Source organism: Pseudomonas danubii, assembly GCF_042980055.1.
Lineage (GTDB): Bacteria > Pseudomonadota > Gammaproteobacteria > Pseudomonadales > Pseudomonadaceae > Aquipseudomonas > Aquipseudomonas danubii.
Genome location: NZ_CP116502.1, coordinates 3,695,254 through 3,711,132 on the forward strand (window position 1 = coordinate 3,695,254; position 15,879 = coordinate 3,711,132).

A 15,879-nucleotide genomic window follows, 5' to 3' on the forward strand; every position below is an offset into this window, starting at 1 on the left:
GAGCGCGCGGTGTGCGCGGGCGTCAGCCGGCAGGGCGTGGACGGTCGAGCAAGGCCTCGACCACGGCCCGGGCCATTTCCACGGAATGCACCATGGACCAGATCAGGCCGCGTTCGATGCCGCTGGCGCGCTCGGTGATTTCATCGGACACCTCCTCGGCGCACTTGAGCAGCAGGGCGACGTGCCTCAGGGCCTCTTCAGCGCTGACCCCGGCTTGCACGCTGAACAGGGTATTGCCCTGGGCATCGCGCAGGCCGAACGGGCGTGCCTGGGTCGGTTTCAGCGCGCTGAGCAGGTTGGCGTTGGCGCGATCCAGCTCGGGATCGCGCAGTGGGCGGGGTGGATCGGGGACGAGCTTTTTCATTGGGGTACCTACGACTCTAAGGTTAAGTAGAGCCGCCGGTCTCGCTTCCACACGAGAGGGTGGCAGCCGTGCGTGGGTGTGGAAGACCGGGGAGTCTTTTGGTACCCAAAACCCGGCGCACCCGAAGGTGCCCCACGCATGGCCGCCATAACACGTATCCGCAGGCGCAAAGCGTCGGCAGGCGCGTTGAAGCGTTGTACCTATGACCCTTCCGGACTTCCACATCCGAGTCGCTGATGGTGCAGCGACCGGGGGAGACTGCCTGACGAACACCAAGGGCACAAGCCGCTCAAAGGCGTTGGCGATTCTCTCGGACAAGCCTTACAAAACAAAGCGAAAACTCCGGTTTCGGGAGCGGCATTCCCTGACCAGTGTGTTTCAAGACGATGCGGCGGGGGAGGCGTGGCACTTCGATTGGAAGCCTGTACTCAACGGAGTTGAGCGGGGACAGCCGAGTGTTTGCAGCTGCTCAAATAGTCATCGACCGCCTCTTTGAATGCGGCCTCCAGCTCAGCCAGGGTTTGTCCTTCATAGCTCACCAGGGCACTGATGAACTGGAGCCTGCCAAATAGGCAGTGGTCCTCGGCGCTGACTTCGATAGAGCCGTAGACGCCCTTGTGTTGCAGCAAGTTGTTCACGGTAGCAAGGCCTCCGAGTCTGCGTTGTTCGATGACGTGGCGACGTATCGCGGTCTTTGGCTCAGGACCGGGGTGCGCTTTGTGCAGGTTGCACATTGCGCCGAGATCCAGTCGATGCCAATGCCAAGAGTCGATGTGTCGCTGCCCATCCGGGGCGGGCCCGAAACGGAGGCAGCGACCACCAGGGTTCTACAACAACACCGCACCAATCAACCCGCAAACAATCCCCACCAGCATGGTCAGCACGGCCACGGTCACCAGCACTCGGGCATCGAAGTCTTTGCGCAGCATCAGCAGCGACGGCAGGCTGATGCTCGGCAGGGTCATCAGCAGGGCCACCGCCGGGCCTGTACCCAAGCCCAGGGTCATCATGGTCTGGACGATGGGAATCTCCGCTGCTGTGGGGATCACGAACAGGGTTCCGGCAATCGCCAGCGGCACCAGCCACCACAGGCTGTCACCCATGGCGCCGTCGATATGGGGGAACAGCCAGACCCGCGCTGCGCCCAGCACCAGTACTGCCAGCACGTAGATTGGAATGGTGCTCCAAAACAGTTGCCACAGGGTCTTGCCCCAGCGGCTCAGGAACGGCTGGTCGTTCACCGTGCTGGCTTCCACCACCGCATCCACCGCGGCTTCCGGCAGTTGCTCGGGGCCGGCGACCCGCTGCGCCACCAGGGACACGCCCAGCACCAGGACAATGCCCGCCACCAGGCGCAGGGCGGAAAAGCCCCAGCCCAGGACAAAGCCCATGAACACCAGGGTCGCCGGGTTGAGCACCGGGTTGGCGATCCAGAACGCCAGGGCCGCGCCCACCGAAACCTTCTGCCGACGCAGGCCGGCAGCCACTGGGGCGGCGCAGCAGGAACACATCATGCCCGGCAAGGCGAACAGCCCACCGCGCAGGGTCGAGCCGAAACCGGCGCGGCCGAACAGGCGTAGCAGCCAGTCCCGGGGAATCAATACCTGCAACAGGGAACCCAAGATCACCGCCAGCACCGCGGCTTTCCAGATGGCCAGGAAGTACACCTGGGAATAGGCCAGGGCGGCGCTCCAGGGCGAGCTTTGCTGATCGTTGAGGATCGACGCGCCGATGCTGTGGCTGTCGGCGGCGACAAAGGCCTTGAGGTAGTAGGGCGACCACTTCACGTAATACAGGCCGATGGCGGCCACGAGCAGGAACAGCAGGGGTTTGCACCAGAACGCCCAGCCGCGAGCGGGCTGGGTGGAGGCGAGGTTGGACATGAAGGGGTTTCCGCACAAAGACAATAAGCGCGAATTGTAGCCGCTGGCGCCGGTGCGCCGCGAACCGATCTCGTCCGGCCTTGCCTGGCGATCCCCCGTCGGAGCGCTGTCGGCCTTGAGAGCGCCGCGTCCCTACGGGCCGTTCGCAGCCTGCGGCAGCGGGGAGCGATTTTCAGAGGGTGCGAATCGAGGTGCGGATGGCCCGGGCGCATTCGATCACCGAGGGCGCGAGCTTGCGTTCGGCTTCTTCCAGGGTCCAGCGGCTGCTGGGTACCACCACGTGCACCGCGGCCACCGGCAGGCCCTGGCTGCCGAGGATCGGCGCGGCAATGCTCATGTCCCCCAGGAACAGCTCCTCGGGGTTCAGGGCGTAGCCGCGACGCTGGGTGGCGTCGATCTCGCGCTGGATGTCCGCCAGTTCGGTCAGGGTGTGCCGGGTGTGGGCCTTGCGCTCGCTGGCTTCGAGAATCTGTGTGGCCTCGGCGGCGGGCAGGGCGCTGAGGTAGGCGCGGCCCGAGCCGGTGCAGTACATCGGGATACGGCTGCCGATGGGCATGTGGATGGGGATGAACTTGGGCGCCACGAAGCGCGCCACATAGACCATGTCCAGGCCATCGGGCTCGGTGAGGTTGGTGGTTTCCCCGGTGACCTGGGCCAGCTCGGCGAGGAAGGGGTTGGCCACGTCCACCAGGGTGTCGGCGGCCAGGTAGTTGTAGCCGATCTCCATCACCCGCGGGGTCAGCTGGAAGCGCTTGGTCTGCGGGTGCTTACGCACGTAGCCCAGCTGTTCCAGGGTGTGGATCATGCGCTGCGCCGAGCTTTTGTTGATGTCGGCGGCCGCGGCGATTTCCGCCAGGTTCATGGTCCGTTGCGCGGCGTTGAAGGCCCGTAGCACTGCCAGGCCCTTCTCCAGTGACTGGTTGAAAAGGGAGTTGTTGTTATCGCTCATGACCAGTCCTTTCAGGCTATTTTGTGTTTTAAATATCGATATTCGATATTTATAAATCTCTTTACGATTTTTGTAAATTGTTTATAGTCGGGCTCATGCCTCCTGCCTTCCACACCAGAGGCTATCCATCACGGACTTCAAACAATAAAACCGTCCAATGGGAGATTCGTCATGCACACCCGCACCCGCGTCCTTGCACCCGCTGTTTTCGCATTCTGTTGCGCCCTTGGCCTGGGCCTTTCGGCGTCGGCCCAGGCCGAGCCGCTGTACAAGGTCGGGGCCACCGCCACCGGCATTCCCTTCACCTTTCTTGACGTCAAGAGCCAGAGCATCGAGGGCATGATGATCGATGCCGCCCGGGCGGTGGGCAAGGCCGGCGGTTTCGCCGTGGACATCCAGCAGACCACCTTCGCTGCGCTGATCCCGTCTCTGACCTCGAACAAGATCGACATCATCTCCGCCGCCATGCTGCGCACCCCGGTGCGCGAGAAAGTGGTGCAGTACTCCGACCCGGTGTTCAGCTACGGCGAGGGCCTGATCGTCAAGGCCGACGACACCAGCGACTACCGCCGCATGGAGGACCTGGCCGGAGAAACCGTCGGCGCCCAGGTCGGCACGGTGTTTATCGACGAGCTGAACAAGCGTGGGATCTTCAAGGAAGTACGCGGCTACGACTCGATTCCCGACCTGATGCGCGACCTGGCTCTGGGGCGGATCAAGGCCGGTTTCGCCGACCGGCCGATCCTCGCCTATCAACTGGCCCAGGGCACCCAGAACAAGGTGCGGCTGGTCAAGGGCTACCAGCCGGTGGTCATGGGCGATGTGTGCCTGATCGTGCGCAAGGGCGATGCGCAGACCCTGGCCGAGGTCAATCGCGGGATCGCCGCGATCAAGGCCGACGGCACCCTGGACCGCATCATCGAGCACTGGAAGCTCAACTGATCCAGTCGCGACCCGGCGCCTGGCCCGGGTCCCTTTCCAGCTGATTAAACGGGTCTCTCCATGTTTCTCCAGAACGCTCTGGACTTCCTGCCCATTCTGTTGAAAGGCGCAGTGGTCACCCTGCAGGTCACCGTTGGCTCATTCGTGCTCAGCTCGCTGATCGGCCTGGTCTTCGCCTTGATGATGGTGTCCAAGGTGCGCTCGGTGGCGTTGTTCGCCATCGGCGTGGTCAACGTCATTCGCGGGCTGCCGATCATCGTCCAGCTGTTTTACATCTACTTCGTGCTGCCGGATTTCGGCATCCAGCTCACCGCCATGCAGGCCGGGGTGATCGGCCTGGGCATCGCCTACTCGGCGTACCAGGCGGAAAACTTCCGCGCCGGTATCCAGGCCATCCACCAGGGGCAGATCGAGGCCGCCGAATCCATCGGCATGCGCGGGCCGATGATCATGCGCCGGGTTGTGCTGCCCCAGGCCCTGCGCATCGCCTTGCCGCCCTATGGCAACACCCTGGTGATGATGCTCAAGGACTCGTCCCTGGTGTCCACCATCACCGTGGCCGAGATGACCCGGGCCGGGCAGCTGATCGCCTCCTCGACCTTCGAGAACATGACCGTCTACACCCTGGTGGCCTTGCTCTACCTGGCCCTGAGCCTGCCGCTGTCCTTTGCCCTGCGTCGCCTGGAGGCGCGCATCAGCACCCGGAGAAAGCCATGATTCAGATCAAGGGCGTACACAAGAGCTTTGGCAACGTGGCGGTGCTCGAAGGCATCGACCTACAGGTGCGCAGCGGTGAAGTGGTGTGCCTGATCGGGCCCTCCGGGTCCGGCAAGTCGACCCTGCTGCGCTGCATCAACGGCCTGGAAAGCTACGAGCAGGGCGAGATTCTGGTGAGCGGGGCGCGGGTCGACAGGCAGGCCAAGAGCATCCATGAACTGCGCACCCGAGTGGCCATGGTGTTCCAGCGCTTCAACCTGTTCCCCCATCGCACGGCGTTGCAGAACGTCACCGAGGGGCCGATCTACGTCAAGAAGCAGGACCCCCGGCAGGCACGCTTGCGGGCCGAGGCCCTGCTGGAAAAGGTCGGCCTGGCCCATCGCATGCACGCCTACCCGGATGAGCTCTCCGGCGGCCAGCAGCAACGAGTGGCGATCGCCCGGGCGCTGGCCATGGACCCGGAGGCGATCCTCTTCGACGAGCCCACCTCGGCCCTGGACCCGGAACTGGTGGGCGAGGTGCTGGCGGTGATGCGCAAGCTGGCCGATGAGGGCATGACCATGATCGTGGTCACCCATGAAATGGGCTTTGCCCAGGACGTGGCAGATCAGGTGTGCTTCCTCCACAGCGGGCGCATCGTCGAGGCCGGCCCGGCCCGAACCGTGCTCAGCACCCCGAGCCACCCGCGCACCCAGGACTTCCTGCGGCGCCTGCTCAACCAGGGCGCGGAGGTGCAGGCATGAGTGCGTCCCAGACCCTGTGCATGCCGCCCTCGCTGTGGGCGGCCACGGCCAGGCCGGCCGAGCACACCCCGGCACTGGCCGAGGACCGGGAGGTCGATGTGGCGATTGTCGGCGCCGGCTACACCGGGCTGGTGAGCGCCCTGCGCCTGGCCCAGAGCGGCGCCAGCGTCTGCGTGCTGGATGCCGGCGAGCCCGGATGGGGCGCCTCCGGGCGCAACGGCGGGCAGGTGATCCCCGGGCTCAAGTTCGACCCCGAGCAACTGCTGGCCAAGTTCGGCCCGGTACAGGGCCAGGCGCTGATCGAAGCCGTGGGCTCGGCGGCCGATGAAGTCTTCGAGCTGATCAAGGAACACGGCATTCGCTGCGACGCCACGCGCAAGGGCTGGATCCAGCCGGCGTTTTCCGGCGCCGCGATGCACACCCTGGAGCAGCGCGCCGAGCAGTGGCGCCAGCGCGGCGTGGCCGTGGAGTTGCTGGACAAGGCGGCGGTGAGCCAGCGCATCGGCAGCTCGCAATACCTGGGCGGCTGGGTCGACCCGCGGGCCGGTAGCCTGCACCCGCTTAACTACGCCCGGGGCCTGGCCCGGGTGGCGATGGGGCTGGGGGTGAGCATTCACGGCCAGAGCCGGGTACGGCAACTGCGGCGCGACGGCGGGCGCTGGACCCTGGAGACCGACCGCGGCGCGCGGGTGCGCGCCTCGAAGGTGCTGCTGGCGACCAATGGCTACACCGACGACCTGTGGCCGGGGCTGCGCCAGACGGTGATCGCCGCCAACAGTTTCATCATCGCCACCCGGCCACTGCCGGCCGAGCTGCGCCAGAGCATCCTGCCGGGCGGCGAGGTGTGTTCCGATGCCCGGCGCCTGCTGCTGTATTTCAAGCAGGATGCCCAGGGGCGCCTGCTGCTGGGCGGGCGCGGACCGTTTTCCGAGCCGCGCCGGGATGCCGATTGGAACCACCTGGAGCGTTCGTTACTGAACCTGTTTCCGCAATTGGCGGGCGTCCCCATCGAGTATCGTTGGAGCGGGCGCGTGGCCCTGACCTCGAGTTTTCTGCCGCAGTTGCATGAGCCGGCGCCGGGGCTGTCGATTCTGCTGGGCTACAACGGGCGCGGCATTGCCTTGTCGACCCTGCTGGGCAAGCACCTGGCGGCGCGGCTGACGGGGGCGGGGCAGGGCTTTCCGTTCCCGGTCACGCCGTTGCGGCCGATTCCGCTGCACGGCCTGCAACGCTTCTACCTGGGCGCGGGGATCGCCTGGTACCGGTTGCTCGACGCCCTGGGCTGATCAGCTCGGGCAATCCTGCTCGCCGCCGTCCAGGCCCTGCTTGTAGCTCTGGCTGTGCAGGCTGGCCTTGCCGTTGCGCCAGGTCAGGGTCAGCACGTACAGCGAGTCGAAGTCGCTGGAGGCCCAATCCTCGGTGATCGGGCGCCGCTGGCCCACGGCTTCTTCGGCGACCTTGTTGATCAGCTCCGGCAGGTAGCCGTGGGACCAGGCGGTGTAGATGATCGAGTTGTGGTAGCGATCGTGCAGCAGCTCGTCCGCCAGGTCGCTGGTGTCATTGGCGGCAAAATCGATGTTCACCGGCAGGCCGAGCTTGATGGCGCTGGGGCTGATGGTCATCAAGGGGCGGATGTAGCTGTAGGAATTGTCCAGCTCGCCTTCCTCGACATTGCGCGTCGGGTTGGCGGCGAACACGTACTGCGCCTTGCCGAACTTTTCCGGCAGCAGCGAGGCCAGGTCGATGGCTCGGTTCAGGCCCTGGCAGTTGAGCTGGCCGAGGCCGCCGGCGGGCTTTTCCGCATGGCGCAGGAACACCAGGGTCTGAGTGCCGTCCACCGGTTGCGCGCGGCTGACGCTGGACTCAAGCGACAGGCACAGGGCGCTGCCCAGCAGCAAGGCCGGTAGCAGCAGGTAGGCGCGGTTCTTGAAGCGGCGGAGCAGGGGCATGGCGGGATTCTTCAGCGCAAGGGGTGGAGGCTGACAAACCTGTGTATTCCCTGTCATCACGGCCGGTGAAGGCAGTGCTTCTGAGTCCCTGGACGGCGTTTGGTTCGATGAGGCGCCAGACTAACCGCGGTATGTTGCCGATTTAAGAAAACCCGGCGGATAATCGCCGACCGTTGCCTCGTGTGGCGCCCCCCTTTTGACTGTCATTGGAAGCCTGTCATGACCGATCTTTCCGCCTTTGCCGTGACCCAGAAATGGCCTGCGCAGTTCCCCGAATGGATTCAACTGTATTCCCTGCCGACCCCCAATGGGGTCAAGGTTTCGATCATGCTCGAAGAGATCGGCCTGCCTTATGAAGCGCACCGGGTCAGCTTCGAGACTCAGGATCAGATGACCCCGGAGTTTCTCAGCGTCAGCCCGAACAACAAGATCCCGGCGATTCTCGATCCCCATGGTCCTGGCGACCAGCCGCTGGCGTTGTTCGAATCGGGGGCGATCCTGATTTACCTGGCGGACAAGAGCGGGCAGTTGCTGGCCCAGGAATCGGCGGCGCGTTATGAAACCATCCAGTGGCTGATGTTCCAGATGGGCGGCATCGGGCCGATGTTCGGGCAGGTGGGGTTCTTCCACAAATTCGCCGGCAAGGACTACGAGGACAAGCGGCCGCTGGAGCGTTATGTGAACGAGGCCAAGCGCTTGCTGGGGGTGTTGGACAAGCATCTAGAAGGACGCGAGTGGATCATGGGTGAGCGTTACACCATTGCCGATATTGCGACCTTTCCGTGGATTCGGAATTTGGTCGGGTTTTATGAGGCGGGCGGGTTGGTGGGGATTGATAGCTTCCCGCAGGTGCAGCGGGTGCTGGCGAAGTTTGTGGCGCGGCCGGCGGTGATCCGTGGGTTGGAGATTCCCAAGGTGGTTTGAGGTGTTTTTTTAGGGGGCGGCGCGAAGGGGGTACATATCCGGTGCTGCGGTAACGGCCGCTTAGGGTTTTGCTCTTGCCGCGAGTGGGATGGGGTACATATCCGTTCCTGCGGGTGCGGCTGCTTATGGTTTCGCCCTTACGGCGAGTCCCTTTTTACAAACGCCTAAAAAGGAACCAAAAACGCTTGCCCCTCCATGGGCCCCTCGCTAGGGCTCGGGGTTCCCTCACTTCGGCATTGCTCCGGGGGCCCGCCGCCAACCGGCCATCCATGGCCGGGTGGCGGCTAGCTCGGCATCCATGCCGAGCTGCCCCCTACGCAATGCCTACGCTCGGCCTGCTGGGAAGGGGCCGGAAGAGCAAGAGCAAAAGCAAGAGCAAAAGCCAAGGTGCGCAGGCCGGCTCCTTGTAGCCGCTGCCGCAGGCTGCGAAACCAGACGATGCGATATGTCAGGAATATCGGGGAGGCAGGTTTAGCGTCTCCTGCGACGGAGTGCCGCCCAGAGCGTTCGCAGCCTGCGGCAGCGGCTACATGTAACGCGAACGGCAATGAAACAGGCCGGCCGGCAGGCCGCCGTCAGATTTGGCTTTTGTTTTTGATCTGGTTTTTGATCTTCCTGCCTCCTTAGACACGATGGCCGAACGCAGGCATTGAGCCGTGGGTAACCCGGCAGGGATGCCGGGTTAGCCGCACTGGGCCATGGATGGCCCATTGCGGCGGCCCACGGATCAATGCCGGAGTGAGGGCATGCCGAGCCTAGGCGAGGCACCGAGTGGAGGGGCAGGAGCCTTTGGTTACTTTGGGCTTTTCAAAGTGACTCGCTGTAAGAGCGAAACCGCCAGCGGCCGCACCCGCAGCAACGGATATGTACACAGCCCACTCGCTGCAAGAGCGGAACCCTAAGCGGCCGTTACCGCAGCAACGGATATGTACACAGCCCACTCGCTGCAAGAGCGGAACCCTAAGTAGCCCTGACCGCAGCACCGGATATGTACCCCGTCCCACTCGCTGTAAGAGCGAAACCACCAACCGCCACACCCGCAGCAACGAATATGTACACTTCACCCCCAGCCCCCCCACCGACCCCAGGCCCCTCTAAATGCCCGCCCTGAACTTCAAGCAAATCGACGTCTTCAGCGCCACCCCCCTCAAGGGCAACCCCCTGGCCGTGGTGTTCAACGCCGACGAGCTCAGCGACGAACGCATGGCCGCTTTCGCCACCTGGACCAACCTCAGCGAAACCACCTTCCTGCTCAAACCCCGCGACCCCCGGGCCGACTATCGCTTGCGGATCTTCACCACCACCCAAGAGCTGCCCTTCGCCGGTCACCCGACCCTGGGCAGTTGCCACGCCTGGCTCGAAGCCGGCGGTGTGCCCCAGGGCGAGGAAATCATTCAGGAGTGCGAAGTGGGCCTGGTGCGCATTCGTCGTCAGGGCAATCAACTGGCCTTTCTCGCGCCGCCGCTGCTCAAGTCCGGCCCGGTGGAGCCCGAGGTGCTGGAGCAGGTGCGTCGCGGCCTGAACCTGGCGCCCGGGGATATCCTGCAGGCGCAATGGGTCGACAACGGCGCCGGCTGGCTGGCGGTGATGCTCGGCGAGCGCCAGCAGGTGCTGGATCTGCAACCGGATTACCCGGCACTGATCGGCCTGGCCGTGGGGGTGATCGCGCCCTGTGACCCCGAGCGCGATGACACCGATGCACAGTTCGAAGTGCGGGCCTTTATCGCCGGCGACGGCATGCCCGAGGACCCGGCCACCGGCAGCCTCAACGCCGGTATCGCCCAGTGGTTGCTGGGCGCCAGGCTGGCGCCGTCGCGCTATCGGGTTAGCCAGGGCCTGAGCATGGGCCGCGCTGGCAGGATCGAGGTGCAGCAGTTGGGCGATGAGGTGTGGATCGGTGGGGCCGCAGTCACCTGTATCGAAGGCAAGTTTCTCGCGGGGTGAAGCAGCGGCAAGCTTCCAGGTGCAAGCCAAGCGTGGCGCTCTTATCACTTGCTGCTCGAAGCTTGTCGCTGCTCCTTGACCTTGCGTCAGATGGTCGCAGGCCGGCCTGCGCGGGCCTTCGCCAAGCCCATGAATAGCGGGCCTGGCGCTGATTGTTGGCAGATTCGCAAGACTCTCTTGAGCCGTGCGGGTTTGTACCCTGGCGGCTCTGGGCATAAGCTTTCTGCCTTTTTTCGCCATCGCTCGTGTTGTTTCGCGCTCAGCCTTAGGAAAAATCATGTCCAGCCAGTTCCCAGAAGCCCGTCCCCGTCGCCTGCGTCGCTCCGAACAACTGCGCAGTCTGTTCCAGGAAACCGAATTCACCCTCAACGACCTGGTGCTGCCGATTTTCGTCGAGGAGGAAATCGACGATTTCGTGCCGATCAAGAGCATGCCCGGGGTGATGCGCATTCCCGAATCCAAGCTGGCCGGGGAGATCGAGCGCTACGCCCGCGCCGGGATCAAGTCGGTGATGACCTTCGGTGTGTCGCACCACCTGGACTGTGACGGCAGCGACACCTGGAAGGAAAACGGCCTGGTGTCGCGCATGTCGCGCATCGCCAAGGACGCGGTGCCGGAAATGATCGTGATGTCCGACACCTGCTTCTGCGAATACACCGAGCACGGCCACTGTGGCGTGATGCACGGCCATGAAGTGGACAACGACCAGACCCTGATCAACCTCGGCAAGCAGGCGGTGGCTGCGGCCCGTGCCGGCGCCGACGTGATCGCGCCGTCGGCGGCCATGGACGGGCAGGTCCAGGCCATCCGCCGGGCCCTGGACGCCGCCGGGTTCACCCAGACGCCGATCATGGCCTATTCCACCAAGTTCGCTTCGGCGCTCTACGGCCCGTTCCGCGAAGCGGGCGGCAGTGCGCTCAAGGGCGACCGCAAGAGCTACCAGATGAACCCGATGAACCGTCGCGAAGCGGTGCGCGAATCCCTGCTGGACGAGCAGGAAGGCGCCGATTCGCTGATGGTCAAGCCCGCTGGAGCCTACCTGGACATCATCCGCGACATCCGCGAGGCCTCGCGCCTGCCGGTGGCGGCGTATCAGGTCAGCGGCGAGTACGCGATGATCAAGTTCGGCGCCCAGGCCGGGGCCATCGACGAGCAGCGCGTCGTGCGTGAGAGCCTGGGTTCGATCAAGCGCGCCGGTGCCGACCTGATCTTCACCTACTTCGCCATGGACCTGGCCCTGGCCGGGATCTGACCAGGCCCCCGCCGTACCGCCACGAACGTCGTCCGGCGTTCGTGGCTCTTGCCAAGACTTCCGCCCCTACATGACAATGCGATTCATTATCAAATATGAATCCTTATTGTCATGCCCGCCGACGACTTATCCCTGCGCAGTGCCGTCACCGATCTGTACACCCATCACCACGGCTGGCTGCAGGGCTGGTTGCGCCAGCGCCTGGGCAACACCTTCGATGCCGCCGATCTGGCCCAGGACACCTTCGTACGGGTGCTCAAGGCGCGCAATGCCCTGGAGATCCGCGAGCCGCGGCCCTACCTGTCGCGCATCGCCAATGGCTTGCTGATCGATCTGTTTCGCCGCCGCTCCCTGGAGCAGGCGTACCTGGAGGCCCTGGCGCTGGTGCCCGAGGGCGAGCAGCCGTCGCCGGAGGAGCAGAACCTGATGCTCCAGGCACTGTTGGAAGTCGACCGGCTGCTGGACGGCCTGGGGGCCAGGGTCAAGCAAGCTTTCCTGCTGTCCCAGTGCGATGGCCTGACCTACGAGCAGATCGCCGAACGCCTGCAGATCTCGGTGCGCAGCGTCAACAACTACATGGCCAAGGCCATGGAGCATTGCTGCCTGATGCAGATGCGGATGCAGCTGTCATGAGTTTTGCCAACCTGCAACTGAGCGTGAGTGAGCGCCAGGCCATCAGCGGCGCGGCGCGCTGGTATGCGCAGTTGCGCTCCGGCACCGCCAGCGAACAGGAACAGGCAGCCTGGCGCGAATGGCTGGCCGCCGACCCCTTGCATCGCCAGGCCTGGGAACGCATGCAGCAACTGGGCGAGCAGATGTCGGCCTTGCCTGGTGGCCTGGCCGGTTCCACCTTGCGCGGGGCCGGGCGCTCGCGCCGCGAGCTGATGCGCAATCTGGTGGTGCTGGCTTCGGCGGGCTCCCTGGGCTGGCTGGGTTGGCGCAGCGACAGCGCTCAGCAATTGCTGGCGGACTATCGAACCCAGGTCGGCGAGCGCCGCGAAGTGCGCCTGGCGGACGGCAGTGCATTGCTGCTCAACACCGACACCTCGGTGAATGTGGCTTTCGACGGTCAGCAGCGCCGGTTGCAGTTGCTCTGGGGCGAGATGCTGGTGAGCGCTGGCATTGATGCTCTGCACAGGCCATTGCGGGTCATCACCCGCCACGGCGAGGTCCAGGCCCAGGGCGCGCGTTTCGTGTTGCGCAGCGAAGAGCGCGAGGATCAGGTGGCGGTGCTGGAGCAGGGCGTGCAGGTCAGCCTGGGTAACGGGGCGCTGGTGCGTCGGGTCGAAGCCGGGCAGCAACTGGCCTTCAACACCCGGAGTTTCGCCGCGTTGCAACCCAACGACGCTTCAGTAGGCGCCTGGCGCCAGGGCAGCATCATCGCCCTCGACCGACCCTTGGGGGACTTGCTGGCGGACCTTTCGCGCTACCGCCGCGGAGTGGTGCAGTGCGATCCGCAGATTGCCGGACTGAAAGTCTCCGGGGCCTTTCCCATCGATGACACCGATCGCGCCCTGGCGGCGCTTGAGAGCGGTTTCTCGCTGCGCATCGAGCGCTACACCCGCTATTGGGTGCGGGTGTCCCACCGCCGCCTCGGCTGAAACCAAACGGTAAAAATAATTATTCCGGTCTTTGCACTTTTGCCCACTCTGATCCGGCTCATCCCCCAGTGGATTCATTTTCAAGAGCGGGGGAAGGCAAAGCATGTCTGAAGTTCACAAGTCGAAGTTGGCCCAGGCCATCAAGGTCGGGCTCTGGGGCGCGCTGGCGGTGTATGGCGCGGCGCTGCTGCCGTTGACCGCGGTGGCGGCCAGCGAACAGACGGCGGTGCGCCGCTTCGATATTGCCGCCGGTGATCTGACCGAGGTGTTGAGCCGCTACGCCAGTGCTGCTGGCGCGGCCATTTCCTTCGATGCTCGGCAGACCGCCGGCTTGCGTTCGGCGGGGCTCAAGGGTGAATACGGGGTACAGGAAGGCTTTGCGCGGATTCTCGCCGGCAGCGGCTGGCAGGCCGAGCCGCAGAGCAACGGCAGCTATGTGCTGCGCCCCGTGCCCCAGGGCAGCGGCACTCTGGAGCTGGGCACCACCCAGGTGCAGGGCCAGGAGCTGGGGGCCACCACCGAGTACTCCGGTTCCTACACCACCGGCGCGGTGACCATCGGCAAGGGCCAGCACTCGCTGAAGGAAACCCCGCAGTCAGTGACCGTGATCACCCGCAAGATGCTCGATGACCAGAACCTCAACACCATCGACCAAGTGATGGAAAAGACCCCGGGCATCACCCTCTACGACTCGCCCATGGGCGGCAAGTATTTCTACTCCCGGGGCTTTCGCATGACCGGCCAGTACCAGTACGACGGCGTGCCCCTGGACATGGGCAACAGCTACGTGCAGGCCGACAGCTTCAGCAGCGACATGGCCTTCTATGATCGGGTGGAGATCCTGCGCGGCGCCGCCGGCATGCTCAAGGGCGCGGGCGGCACCGCCGGTTCGGTGAACTTCGTGCGCAAGCGTGGCCAGGCCACGCCCCACACCCAGCTGATGATGTCCGCCGGCAGCTGGGACAACTACCGGGCCCAGGTGGACACCGGCGGGCCGTTGAACGACGCCGGTACCGTTCGTGGCCGGGCGGTGGTGACCCAGCAGACCCGGCAGTATTTCTACGACCTGGGGGAGCGCAAGGATCAGGTCTACTACGGCGCCCTGGATTTCGACCTCAGTGACGACACCACCCTGGGCCTGGGCATGGCCTATGAAGACGTTGACTCGCGCCCGTGCTGGGGCGGCCTGCCGCGCTACAGCGACGGCAGCGACCTCAAGCTCGGCCGTTCCACCTGCCTGAACACCGCCTGGAACAACTCGCGCAGCAAGCGCGCGACCTATTTCGCCGACCTCAAGCAACAGCTCAACGATGACTGGGCGCTGAAGGTGGCCGGGGTCTACAGCCGCAACACCCAGGACATCGAGTACGCCTTCCCCAGCGGTTCGGTGCCGGTGGGTGCCAGCCGCTCCAGCACCCTGATGCTGGGCAGCACCTATGACTACGACCAGGTGGACTACGGCTTCGATGCCTATGTCGACGGCCACTTCCAGGCCTTTGGCCAGGAGCACGAACTGACTTTCGGCGCCAACGCCAGCCGTTCGATCAAGGACGACTTCTACGCCGTGGCCGGCTTGCCGCAGCGGCAGAACGTGCTGGACCCCGATCACCACCTGCCCAAGCCCGATGACAGCTACTACGAAAGCAATTCCACCCGGGGCGGCCCCAGTGATCTGCGCATCCAGCAGCAAGGGCTGTATTCCACCCTGCGCCTGAAACTCGCCGACCCGCTGACCCTGGTCATGGGCAGTCGGGTCAGTTGGTACAAGTCGCAGAACGATGCCGTGGCCTACTGGCGCGACACCCGCACCCCCAGCAGCGCCCGTTCCAAGGAAACCGGCGAGGTCACGCCGTTCGCCGGGGTGCTGTACGACCTCAACGACAACCTCACGGCCTATGCCAGCTACTCCAGCATCTTCACCCCCCAGGGCAGCTATCGGACCCTGGACGGCGCCTCCCTCAAGCCGCTGGTGGGCAAGAGCTATGAAGCGGGGATCAAGGGCGAGTGGTTCGACGGTCGCCTGAACAGCGCCTTCAGCCTGTTCCGCACCATTCAGGAGGATGCGCAGCAGGACGACCCGGCCTGCCCGGACAGCACCTGCTCGTTGAACTCGGGCAAGGTCCGCGCCCAGGGCTTTGAAGCCGAAGTCAGCGGTGAGGTGATCGAACGCCTGCAACTGCTGGCCGGCTACACCTACACCCAGACCAAGACCCTGGAGGATGCCGACAGCAGCAAGAACGGCCAGTCGTTCAATTCCTACGTACCGCGGCACCTGCTACGGGTGTGGGGCGACTACCAGCTGGGCGGTGCCCTGGAACGCTTCACCGTGGGGGCTGGGGTCAACGCCCAGAGCGACAACTACCGGGTCTCGCCCATCAGCGGCAATCACATCAGCCAGGCCGGCTATGCGATCTGGAACGGCCGGATCGGCTATCGCATCGACGACACCTGGTCCCTGGCGCTCAACGGCAACAACCTGCTGGACAAGCGCTACTACACCACCGTCGGCACCGAAGGCTTCGGCAACTTCTACGGCGATCCGCGCAACTTCACCCTGTCGGTCAAGGCTGACTTCTAAGCCCGGCCCCGGCTGCGCAGTGCGCCGAGCGCG

General features: G+C 64.7%; 14 protein-coding genes and 1 pseudogene. 10 read left to right on the forward strand and 5 right to left on the reverse strand.

The features are described from left to right. Window positions 1-22: 22 nt before the first annotated feature. The 4 genes and pseudogenes from PFZ56_RS17115 to PFZ56_RS17130 all read right to left on the reverse strand — a co-directional run bounded on the left by PFZ56_RS17115 (window position 23) and on the right by PFZ56_RS17130 (window position 3,196). Entirely contained in the window at window positions 23-364 is a 342-nt protein-coding gene (locus PFZ56_RS17115) for a DUF3077 domain-containing protein (RefSeq protein WP_016964563.1), read from the reverse strand. A 458-nt stretch (window positions 365-822) separates the two neighbouring features. Further along, window positions 823-1,002, reverse strand: a pseudogene (locus tag PFZ56_RS17120) (type II toxin-antitoxin system HicB family antitoxin); the annotation flags it as partial. 189 nt (window positions 1,003-1,191) lie between these two features. Continuing rightward, window positions 1,192-2,247, reverse strand: a complete 1,056-nt coding sequence (locus PFZ56_RS17125) for a permease (RefSeq protein WP_047303474.1) — start codon at window positions 2,245-2,247, stop codon at window positions 1,192-1,194. A 172-nt stretch (window positions 2,248-2,419) separates the two neighbouring features. After that, window positions 2,420-3,196 (reverse strand): IclR family transcriptional regulator, encoded by a 777-nt coding sequence (locus PFZ56_RS17130; RefSeq protein ID WP_016964561.1) that lies wholly within the window; start codon window positions 3,194-3,196, stop codon window positions 2,420-2,422. A 171-nt stretch (window positions 3,197-3,367) separates the two neighbouring features. Between PFZ56_RS17130 and PFZ56_RS17135 the strand changes: the two genes are divergently transcribed. Genes PFZ56_RS17135 through PFZ56_RS17150 form a run of 4 tightly spaced genes read left to right on the forward strand, consistent with a single transcriptional unit; the run spans window position 3,368 to window position 6,884 of the window. Next, window positions 3,368-4,138, forward strand: a complete 771-nt coding sequence (locus PFZ56_RS17135; protein WP_019094199.1) for an ABC transporter substrate-binding protein — start codon at window positions 3,368-3,370, stop codon at window positions 4,136-4,138. 60 nt (window positions 4,139-4,198) lie between these two features. Then, entirely contained in the window at window positions 4,199-4,855 is a 657-nt protein-coding gene (locus PFZ56_RS17140; protein WP_011060581.1) for an amino acid ABC transporter permease, read from the forward strand. Then, window positions 4,852-5,598, forward strand: a complete 747-nt coding sequence (locus tag PFZ56_RS17145) for an amino acid ABC transporter ATP-binding protein (protein ID WP_159897767.1) — start codon at window positions 4,852-4,854, stop codon at window positions 5,596-5,598. The genes PFZ56_RS17140 and PFZ56_RS17145 overlap by 4 nt, the downstream gene beginning before the upstream one ends. Beyond that, window positions 5,595-6,884 (forward strand): FAD-binding oxidoreductase, encoded by a 1,290-nt coding sequence (locus PFZ56_RS17150; RefSeq protein ID WP_170004199.1) that lies wholly within the window; start codon window positions 5,595-5,597, stop codon window positions 6,882-6,884. Before PFZ56_RS17145 ends, PFZ56_RS17150 begins: the two co-directional genes overlap by 4 nt. Here the strand turns inward: PFZ56_RS17150 and PFZ56_RS17155 are convergent, their stop codons facing one another. After that, entirely contained in the window at window positions 6,885-7,547 is a 663-nt protein-coding gene (locus PFZ56_RS17155; protein ID WP_110594931.1) for a histidine phosphatase family protein, read from the reverse strand. Window positions 7,548-7,766: 219 nt separating this feature from the next. Between PFZ56_RS17155 and PFZ56_RS17160 the strand changes: the two genes are divergently transcribed. From PFZ56_RS17160 to PFZ56_RS17185, 6 genes are all read left to right on the forward strand, one after another. Continuing rightward, the gene (locus PFZ56_RS17160) at window positions 7,767-8,471 is read left to right on the forward strand and encodes a glutathione binding-like protein (protein WP_102864156.1); all 705 of its coding nucleotides are present in this window, start codon (window positions 7,767-7,769) and stop codon (window positions 8,469-8,471) included. A 1,098-nt stretch (window positions 8,472-9,569) separates the two neighbouring features. Further along, a complete protein-coding gene (locus tag PFZ56_RS17165) occupies window positions 9,570-10,415 on the forward strand; it encodes a PhzF family phenazine biosynthesis protein (RefSeq protein ID WP_170004201.1) in 846 nt (281 codons plus the stop codon). Window positions 10,416-10,692: 277 nt separating this feature from the next. Further along, window positions 10,693-11,667 carry a porphobilinogen synthase gene (gene hemB, locus PFZ56_RS17170; protein ID WP_016962997.1) on the forward strand — a complete coding sequence of 325 codons (975 nt, stop codon included), beginning with the start codon at window positions 10,693-10,695 and terminating at the stop codon, window positions 11,665-11,667. Between the two features lie 111 nt (window positions 11,668-11,778). Then, the gene (locus PFZ56_RS17175; protein WP_102864158.1) at window positions 11,779-12,300 is read left to right on the forward strand and encodes a sigma-70 family RNA polymerase sigma factor; all 522 of its coding nucleotides are present in this window, start codon (window positions 11,779-11,781) and stop codon (window positions 12,298-12,300) included. Beyond that, on the forward strand, window positions 12,297-13,268 hold the full coding sequence (locus PFZ56_RS17180) for a FecR domain-containing protein (protein ID WP_394304398.1): 972 nt from the start codon (window positions 12,297-12,299) through the stop codon (window positions 13,266-13,268). Before PFZ56_RS17175 ends, PFZ56_RS17180 begins: the two co-directional genes overlap by 4 nt. Window positions 13,269-13,371: 103 nt before the next feature. Further along, window positions 13,372-15,846 (forward strand): TonB-dependent siderophore receptor, encoded by a 2,475-nt coding sequence (locus PFZ56_RS17185; RefSeq protein ID WP_394304399.1) that lies wholly within the window; start codon window positions 13,372-13,374, stop codon window positions 15,844-15,846. Window positions 15,847-15,879 lie beyond the last annotated feature (33 nt).